8 protein-coding genes are annotated in these 9,195 nt (G+C 47.2%); 4 read left to right on the top strand and 4 right to left on the bottom strand.

Features of this window, described 5'->3' with window-relative positions; translation table 11 throughout:
• Positions 1-247, top strand: a 247-nt coding sequence (tnpA, locus tag BUB35_RS16690) for an IS200/IS605 family transposase (RefSeq protein ID WP_143185484.1), incomplete at its 5' end; no start/stop codon positions are given.
• A 110-nt stretch (positions 248-357) separates the two neighbouring features.
• Here the strand turns inward: tnpA (BUB35_RS16690) and BUB35_RS16685 are convergent.
• The 3 genes from BUB35_RS16685 to addB are packed head-to-tail and all read right to left on the bottom strand — an operon-like array spanning position 358 to position 4,735.
• Positions 358-798 carry a YiiD C-terminal domain-containing protein gene (locus tag BUB35_RS16685; protein WP_072853618.1) on the bottom strand — a complete coding sequence of 147 codons (441 nt, stop codon included), beginning with the start codon at positions 796-798 and terminating at the stop codon, positions 358-360.
• 11 nt (positions 799-809) lie between these two features.
• Complete coding sequence (locus BUB35_RS16680) at positions 810-1,325, bottom strand: GNAT family N-acetyltransferase (RefSeq protein ID WP_072853616.1); 516 nt, start codon at positions 1,323-1,325, stop codon at positions 810-812.
• A gap of 2 nt (positions 1,326-1,327) precedes the next feature.
• Complete coding sequence (addB, locus tag BUB35_RS16675) at positions 1,328-4,735, bottom strand: helicase-exonuclease AddAB subunit AddB (RefSeq protein ID WP_072853615.1); 3,408 nt, start codon at positions 4,733-4,735, stop codon at positions 1,328-1,330.
• Between the two features lie 133 nt (positions 4,736-4,868).
• On the opposite strand from addB, the gene BUB35_RS16670 reads away from it, so the two are divergent.
• From BUB35_RS16670 to tnpA (BUB35_RS16660), 3 genes are all read left to right on the top strand, one after another.
• Positions 4,869-5,288: an FMN-binding protein gene (locus tag BUB35_RS16670; protein WP_072853613.1), complete on the top strand. Its 420-nt coding sequence runs from the start codon at positions 4,869-4,871 to the stop codon at positions 5,286-5,288.
• Positions 5,289-5,600: 312 nt separating this feature from the next.
• A complete protein-coding gene (locus BUB35_RS16665) occupies positions 5,601-7,133 on the top strand; it encodes a stalk domain-containing protein (RefSeq protein ID WP_072853611.1) in 1,533 nt (510 codons plus the stop codon).
• Between the two features lie 222 nt (positions 7,134-7,355).
• A complete protein-coding gene (gene tnpA, locus BUB35_RS16660; protein WP_072853609.1) occupies positions 7,356-7,820 on the top strand; it encodes an IS200/IS605 family transposase in 465 nt (154 codons plus the stop codon).
• 142 nt (positions 7,821-7,962) lie between these two features.
• Here the strand turns inward: tnpA (BUB35_RS16660) and BUB35_RS16655 are convergent, their stop codons facing one another.
• The gene (locus BUB35_RS16655; protein WP_072853607.1) at positions 7,963-8,817 is read right to left on the bottom strand and encodes a PHP domain-containing protein; all 855 of its coding nucleotides are present in this window, start codon (positions 8,815-8,817) and stop codon (positions 7,963-7,965) included.
• Positions 8,818-9,195 lie beyond the last annotated feature (378 nt).

Below are 9,195 nucleotides of genomic sequence, written 5' to 3'. Positions count from 1 at the left end.
AATGAGTGTGTCACAATTTATGGGATACTTAAAAGGAAAAAGTGCAATGATGATATTCAATCGTCATGCAAATCTGAAGTATAAATTCGGAAATAGGAATTTCTGGGCAACAGGATATTATGTAAGTACAGTCGGTTTAAATACAGCAACGATTCAAAAATATATCAGAGAACAGGAAAAACAAGATCAAATTGAAGATAAGTTGAATACAAAAGAGTATGAAGACCCTTTTAAGGGTAGCAGATAATCATACCACCAAGGCTTGAACGAAGTGAAAGCCAGCGTCATTTAGGTGCTGGCTCTTAATAAGCCCTTATAGGGCTAGTGCAAACCACGTCTTTTAGGCGTGGTTATGATTTATTTTGTGATGTAGTAGGTTGCTTCCATTTCCGCCGCCAGCAAATCCCCGCAGAAACACTGGATGTTGAGTATCAGTTTGCCTTTTCCTCTTTCTGCGAAAGAATCCAGCAAAGCCTGTTTGCTTTCCGGATCATTGCAGATGCATTCTGCTCGAAAATCGCTGGTGATGGGGGCAATGTACCGCAGCTGAGTTTTCTGTGCGACGATATTGCCCTTTGGCAGAAGTTCATGGAAATTGGCATACATGACAGACCAGCCGCAGACCGTCATCAATGCGCTGATGCTGCCGGCAAAGCCTGTGTTTTTGTCGTTTTTATTCTGGGCAAAAGGCACGGAAAGCACCATTTTTTCCGGTGTGTATGTTTCCGCCTGAATGTCCATAAATTCTGTCAGGGGGATATTGCTGTGCAAAAATGAAGTAAATGCTTTTGTATCCATGATGTTCTCCTTTATACTTCAAAAAATGCCTTGTCATAAGTAACGGTGCCATTCCAGTCACCAGCAGGTTCCTGCAAAGGCAGTGCCATGTAGTTTTCGTCGGGCACACCCTCAAAGGGGCAGACAATGCCGAACCGAGAGGCAGGCACATAGCCGGCTTTGGGATAGTACGTTTCACTGCCTAATACGACACTGATGCTGTAGCCAAGTTTTTTTGCGATGCGGTGTCCTTCTTGCAGCAAGGCAAGCCCAACGCCTTTTCTTTGCTGTTCTGGCAGTACTGCCAGCGGTGCAGGGGCAATGGCTGTTTTTTCTCCGATTTTGATTTCAGAGAACAGAATATAGCCGATAATTTTTCCGTTTTCCTCTGCCACCAGAGAAAGAGCAGGCTGGAAAGAGGGGTTTTTGTGGAGCAGCACCACCAGATCCTGTTCGTTGCCGTCGCTGTGTTCCGCAGAAGCAAAGGCGGTTTTCACCAGCTCATATACGGCAGAAGCGTCAGAGGTTGTTTCCTGTCTGATGATCATGTTTATTTCCTTTCGTCTGTTTCATTGAGATTTTCCCAGAAGTCCTCTTTGCCGATTTTTTTCAGATTCCGGTAATAAGGACGGTCTTTGTATTCATAACGGCAGATGGAAGAAAATACACAGTAGTCACAAGGGGTGCTGTTCTGCTTGCGATAAGGGGCAGGGGTAATGATGCCTGCTTTCATGCTTTCGCCGATGGTGGCAGCACGTTTTGCCGTAAATGCCATAAGGGCGTTGTATTCTTCTTCCGTTGCCAGCAGGGAAGATGCTGTGGGGGTTCCTTTTTTGGTATATTTCAGTGGGATGATGTCCGAAGCACCCAGCCGCATACCGCCGCTGACAGGGTCTACAAAGACTTCATCCATGGCTTTGATGACTGTTTCGTTTTCCAACACCAGACCGGACATCTGCATTTTGCTGTAAAGGAGTTTTTCGATTTCTTCGGCAGACATTTCTTCCGTTACTGTTTGGGTGGGGTCTGTGATGCGGAAATAGAATACACCGCCGGGGCGGTAGGATTCCGTTCCGTGGTTTTTCAGATAAGCATCTAAGTATAATAACAGCTGCAACTGCAAGCCATAATAAATATCTTGGAAATCAAAGGCTTTTGTGCCGGATTTATAGTCGATGATTTTCACAAATTTATTGCCTTCCGCATCCAGCAGGTCTACACGGTCGATTTTCCCGCGTAAAATCAGTTTGCTGCCGTCGGACATACCGATGACGATGGGCGGCAATGCTTCATGGGGACCAAAGCCCACTTCATAGCCAGCCGGCTCAAACATACCACTCTGGATATGGCGCACCAGTGTCCAGCCGGCACGTCTGGAAATTCGCTTCAATCGCTTGATGAGGTAACGATTGGCGGCAGAATCCAGCAGGATTTCATTTCCCAGATGGGGCGCTGCTTCGTCCACAGCAGCATCCATACGGCGTTCTGTTTCTTCTTGGGTCAAGGTTTGCCAAGAAATGCCGTCTTTTTTCAGTGTAGCGGCAAATTGCTCTAAGACCTGATGGAACAAATTCCCTAAGTCCGGGGTGCGCAGCTGGTACAACTGTCGTGGTCTTGCTTTCAGTCCATATTCCGCAAAGTAAGCGAAGGGGCAGGCGGCAAACCGTTCCAGACGGGATACGCTGGAGAGGATATTTTTGCCGTAAAGGCTCTTAGCTGTTTTCGGTGACAGCTTCTGCCGGCGGTCATGAACGGAAAATCCCTGCCGCAGGAGAGAAAGCCGCTGCTGCCATTGGGGTGTGGTGGCAAAATAACTGTAAATATCCTGCCATAGAGGTTCCATGGGGGATTCTTCCACATGTTTCCGCATTTGTGTCCCTAACTGGTGGAAACATCCGCCGGGGGTTAGGCTAGAAAGAGGCAGAGTGTCGTCCCGTTCTTCTGTCAATGTGGGATACATCTTTGCAATGCGCGCAATGAGAGAAGATGGGAACAATGCTTTCCCTTCTGTATCCCCGTTGGCATAAGTGAGATACAGGGCGTGGGAAGGCTTTGTCAATCCGCGGTAAATGAGGAATTGTTCTTCAAATAACTTCCGTTTGCCGTCAGGGGCAAGTTCCATACCTGCCGCTGTCAGAGCTTCCCGTTCCGTTTCCGTGAAAATGCCTGTGTTTTCGGCAGGGGCAGGCAAAATACCGTCGTTGACGCCCAGCACCAGCAAGGCTTTGATGTCCGGCAGACGGCTTCGCTCAATATCCCCTACCAGCAGGCTGTCAGCCGTGGGAGGAATGAGCCCCATGGAGCTTTCTTCCAGCCCGGCGGACAAGATACGGGCAAAGGTATCCAGTGACATAGGCGCGTCCCCAAGGATTTCCACAGCTTTTTGCAGCACATCCATGAGGATTTGCCAGATTTGCCGATGTTCCTCGGCTTTGGCGGCATTGCCTTTGGCTGCGGCGGCTTCCGAAAGAGCCGTGAGTTTTTCCGCAATGCCTAAGGTGTCCAGCTGGACAACGAGAGCCGTTACCCAATCCCGCAAAGGCAGGTTTTTCTTCCGTTTCAGAGCAAGAAGGGACGCAAAAGGCGTCATGACCTGTGCACGGAGGTCGTTAAGGTATGCCTGTTCCGCTTCCTGTCCCGGCTGAAAACCGTATGCCCAGACGTCTTTTTTCCATTTATAGCCTTTGATGCCGTATGCCAGCACATAGTTTTCCAGAATGTCCATGTCCTCCTGCGCCATGGGGGTGAGACCTGTTTTCAGATAAGAGAAAACAGATTCATAGCGGAAGTCATAGACCACACATTCCAGCAGGCTGTTCACCAGTCCAATGAGAGGGTGGGAGGCAATGTCACGGCGGCTGTCCACGAAACAGGGGATGCCTGCTTCTGACAGAATACCTTTCAGCCCTTTTTCATAGGCGGACATGGCGTTGGTCACGATGGCAATATCCCGATACCGCAAGCCCTTTTCCCGTACCAGAGAAAGAATCTGTCCTGCGGCGTATGCCATTTCCGATTCCCTTGTGGTGCAGGAACAGATATGGATGCCCTCATGGTCGGGAGATTTTTTATAATAACCGTAAAAATAGTTTTTCTCCAAAAAGGCAAGGGCAGGTGTTTGTGCCCGATGGTTTTCTTTGAAAAAGACAGGGGATTCCATGGCAATGCCCATTTCTTCTGCCAGAGAAACCAGTTTTTGTTTGGTTAGATGTGGCTCAAAAAATGGTGCGGCAGGAGGCAGGGAAGAAGCGAAATAGCTGTGTTCATCCATGGGCAGGGTGATGCTGACCCGTTTGCACAGACGGAGCAGCTGGGCAATGACACCGTATTCCTGTGGTGTGAAGCCATAAAACCCATCCAGCCAGATTTCTGTATCCTCAAAAGCGGCGGAGGAAGCCAGTTTTTCTTCCAGCAGGGAAAGGGTAGTGTCCCCAGTCAGATAAGTTTCGGAGAGGAATTCCTCATAGCAGCGGTAGATGCTTGCCATATCCCGGCATTTGTCCTGTACGCTGTGGGACAGTCCTTCCTGATTGGACATGGTTTCCAGCTGTTCCGGTGTGACACGGTAGCGGAAAAATTCCGTGATGGTCTTTCCCAGACGGCTTACGAAGCCGTTTTTGTCCATCATATGACAGAAATAGGGCAGGTCATCCCGCTGTTCCAGCAGTATTTTCTGCAATGCCATCTGTTTGCCTACATCCCCCAGAATGACGGCTCTGTTCAGACCGTTTTTGGCAAAAAACTGGTGTGCCAGTCTGCCGAAGCTGAGGACTTCCGCCGTTAGGATGCCTTTGCGTTCTGTACTTGCTGTCAGGTCACGTTCCGCCTGAGAGGTGTACTGCTCCGGCACCAGAAAAATCTGCCGTCCTCTGTGAGCGGATTGGGCATTGATAATCTCCTTCATACAGTATTCAGTTTTTCCGGTACCTGCGGCACCAATGAGAAAACGTAATGCCATGTCTGTCCCTCCTTCATTAGTTACATGATACAAAAGGGCAGTATTTTTTGCAAGGACAAGTTCCCGGCAGGTATATCGGCAGAGGTTTTCTCATAAGGTAAGATAACGATATGTTTTGGAGGGAGAAAAGAGGGTGCGGCATACAAGATTTGTAGTGGTAAAAATGCGCGAGCTTTTGAAAACAGCCCTGTTTGCGGTGCTGGGTGTTATCATTGTGGTGGGGCTCATTACCTTTTTCCTGCGTATGGGGGATGGAGAATCCGCTGGGCTTTACCGGGACGGCACTTATGAGGCAGAACTGCCCCTGGGACAGGGCACCGCTTCCGTTTCCGTGGAAATCAAAGATGGACGCATTGCCGATGTGACTGTGACTGACGATGCGGAAACGGTATCTGTCATGTATCCTATGGTGGAGGATGCGGCGGAAGAGGTGGCACAACAGGTGGTACAGAACCAGTCTGTGGAAAACATCACCGTTGCAGATACCCATACATATTCTGCACAGGCGGTGCTGGATGCGGTGAGCGCCTGTCTGGAAGATGCGGCAAAATAAAGGAAAAGAAGATGCCTGTTTTGTGGGCATCTTCATAAGAAAGCTGAAATCCCTGTCATATGGAGGATTTCAGCTTTCTTCTTTCTACTGAGATTTTATCGGATATGTTTTCTTAAGGAAAAGTTGCTTTGGGGGCATTTTTTCCTTTGAGAAAAAATAAACAAAATCTTAATATTTGATTTGCCTTTTTTTGTAGATAGGATGGCTTTCCGATGGTATAATGAGAAGTAAGTTGACACAAGAAAAGATGTCTTTTTGGTGTGGACTTTTTCTGTTTCGACAGTTTTGCGGAAAAACGAAGGAGGAGTATGTATGAGAAGAAAGTTAGCGGCAGTATTGTGTACTCTGCTGTGTCTGACTGCTTTTACAGGGTGTTCCGCTGATGAAGTGGGCTACCTGCAGATGAGCGTAGACATGTTGAAAGGCATGGAAGTCAGTGAAACAACAGGGGAAGCTGAAATTACACTGGACTTTGACGCTATGAAAACATTTGCGGCAGACGCGATGCTGGCAAGTGGTATGACACAGGAAGATGTGGACACTGCTATGGCTGGTATGACTGATTTTGATGGCAAAAAGAATGTAAAACTGGAATATACCATGCTGATGAATATGGACGATATGTCCTTTATGTTTGACGTAGATGCAACATATAAAAATCAGGAATATTCTTTCGGCAGATGGTATTACGGCAACAAAGACGGCGTATATATCTCCACAGAAACTGTATGGAGTGCATACCGTCTGATGCGGGATATGACAGATGTAGATACAGACAGCTATTTCTTCAGCGATGCATTTGCGCAGGAATGGAAAGCGATGCTGGATCGCGACCAGTATATCTGCGTTCTGGACATGAAAGAAGATTTGGGTCTGACCCAGGAAGAACTGGATGCCCTGATTCCCAGCGGCTATGACAGCCTCTATGATGCAGCCGTCAACATGTACAAAGACGGTTTCAGCGGCTTTACCACAGGTATGGTAACCAGAATCCAGAACGGCTATCAGATCGAAGCGACAGGCACAGAAGTAGGTCAGATGCTGGTTTCTCTGCTGGATTATATGGCACAGAATCCTGAACCTGTCATCAACGCACTGGAAGAATACCTGAAAGTAACTATGCAGGCAAGCGGCGCTACAGAAGCAGAAATCGCAGACCTGACAAGCTCCATGCAGGCAGCAAGAGACGATGTGGAAGCATTCCGCACCGTACTGGCTGATGTGAAAGACGCAGTGGAAACAGGCATGCAGAATGAAACCGTTGCAGCACTGCTGGCTGGTTTCCATTACACAGGTGAAGTGACAAAAGTAAATGACAGATACTATGGCAGCGAAAACTACCAGATGGCATACAAAGGCGGCACCATGTGCGCAGTAACTTCTTCCACACGCACACAGGAAGCAAGAGGCTCCGTGGTATTCCCTTCCATCAGTGTAAGACCTGACGCTATCACAACAGAACTGGAAACACTGACAGACAAATACAATCCTGTAACAGGTGTCAGTGCAACATGGTACTATGACGAACCTACTGCATTCCTGACAGAAGAACGTGCAGAACCCGTTTACTGGGGCGGCAGCGCTTCTCCTATCGTAGAATATGTGGTACAGGACGGCAGAATCTACCTGCCTCTGCGCAGCATCTGCGATATGCTGGGTGAAACTGTAACATGGGATCAGGCAACCAAGACAGCATCTGTTGTACAGGGCGAAACTGTGATCTCTATGGACAGCATTCTGGTTGACAGCACATCCTACATTGGCGTACGCGGCTTTGAAGCACTGGGCTATCAGGTAACTTACACCAATACAGATGGACAGCATGTAGCAACCATCGTAAAATAAGAAATCCGCAATTTGAGATGAATGTTTGATAAAAAGAAACAGAAAAGCAAAATAAAAAACAGAGTGTCCTCTGCAAAGAGGATGCTCTGTTTTTTTGGTAAATCCAATAAAAACCCCCGGCTATGCCGGGGGAATCAGTGAGCTTCAGCTTCAAGCAAAAACCTCCTATGCTATCATCATCTTGAGTCCGCCAAGACACAAGAAAGCATAGGAGGTTTTTATATGAATAGTTTAGCACATACAAGTTGGGAATGTAAATATCATATTGTATTTGCACCAAAGTATAGAAGACAGGTAATATATGGAAAGATGAAAGCTGAAATAGGGAAAATTCTTAGAGAATTATGCGAAAGAAAAGGGATAGAGATCATAGCAGCAGAATGTTGTCCGGATCATATACATATGTTGATTCGCATACCGCCCAAATACAGCGTATCAGAAATAGTTGGATATTTGAAAGGGAAAAGTTCTTTAATTATTTTTGACAGGCACGCAAATTTAAAATACAAATATGGAAATAGAACATTTTGGTGCAGAGGATATTATGTTGATACAGTAGGAAAGAATACAAAAAAGATCCGGGAATATATCAATAATCAGTTAAAAGAAGATTGGATGGCGGATCAAATAAGTTTAAGCGAGTACATTGACCCGTTTACGGGTGAAAAAGTAAAAGAGAACAAATAAAAATAGCCGCCAAGGGCGGCAGTTGAGAAAGTAGAGCACTTGGCGGACTTTCAATGCGCTTGCAAGCGCTGCTGGTAAGAGCCCCTTCTAGGGGCAGAGCAAACCACCGGCTAAGCCGGTGGTCCTGATTGTTCCGATAAAATCAGCGGCAGCGGGTGCGCAAGTCTTCCCAGTAAGTGTAAGGAATCTGCAAATTGCCCATGCCTTTGCCCAGTCGGATGTCCGGCTTGTTTTCGCCATGGAAATCACTGCCGCCGGAAGGGAACAGTCCCAGAGTACTGGCAATTTTTTCCACAGCTTTTGTCTGGGCTGGTGTATAGGTGGAGTAGCGGCATTCGATGCCGTCCAGACCAAAGGAAATCAATTCTTTGCAGAGGGTTTCCACTTGGGTCATATCCAAATCGTAAAGAGTGGGATGTGCCAGAACAGCGGCACCGCCAGCGTTTTTGATGGCTTCGATACAGCCTTTTGGTGTGAGGAATTGCCGTTCCACATAGCCGGGGCAGCCGGGAGAAAGATATTTGGAAAAGGCTTCTTTCCGGTCTTTGATGAGTTTCTTTTCCAGCAATACATTGGCAAAATGAGCACGGGTGATGATTTCACCGCCGGCGTTGTGAGCAACTTCTTCCAGAGAAACGGGCAGGCCGATGGCAGTGAGCTGTTTTGCCATGCGTTCGTTTCGGTCGTCACGGCTCTGGCGGATTTCCTCCAGTTTTTCCAGCAGCATAGGGTCATGCCGGTCAAAGCCAAGACCGACAATGTGGATTTCCGGGCGGTGGAAACCTTCATAGAGTGCAGCAAACTCAATGCCGCAGATGGTTTCTATGCCGTGTTTTTCCCCTGCTTCCAGAAACAGTTCCAGTCCGTCTATGGTGTCGTGGTCCGTGAGGGCAATGGCGGAAAGACCTTGTTTCTTGGCAAGAATTACTAGACCTTCCGGGGAAAATGTGCCGTCGGAGCAGTAAGAATGGGTATGTAAATCAATGGTTTTGCACATAGTTATCACTTCCTCGTATAGTATCTTTAGATACCATTATTCTTATATAAAATTTAATGGTTACTTTGTTCAATAGGCTTCATTAAACCCATGATATAATTGTCCCAGTGTCAATCAGGCAAAAGTTCTAGTCACTCCTGTTGAACTCCCAGAGAGTTACTTCACCAAAAGTCTGTTCCCCTGACATGGAAGTTAGCTTCAAACCGCTGGCTGTTTGCTTAAGTGATTGGACAACCATCTTGCAGTGTGGTTTCGCATCTGTCCATCTTAAGCTGGATTCTTATATGCGAGGGTGTTGATGCTCCATGGTCATGGGTTTACCAAGCCGATTGAACACTTTAATCCCAAACGAAAGAAGGTGATTTTATGAACCCACTT

Source organism: Anaerotignum lactatifermentans DSM 14214 (assembly GCF_900142265.1).
In the GTDB taxonomy this organism is placed as follows: domain Bacteria; phylum Bacillota; class Clostridia; order Lachnospirales; family Anaerotignaceae; genus Anaerotignum; species Anaerotignum lactatifermentans.
The sequence above is the reverse complement of the archived record's forward strand: the minus strand, read 5'-3'. Positions and strand labels throughout refer to the sequence as shown.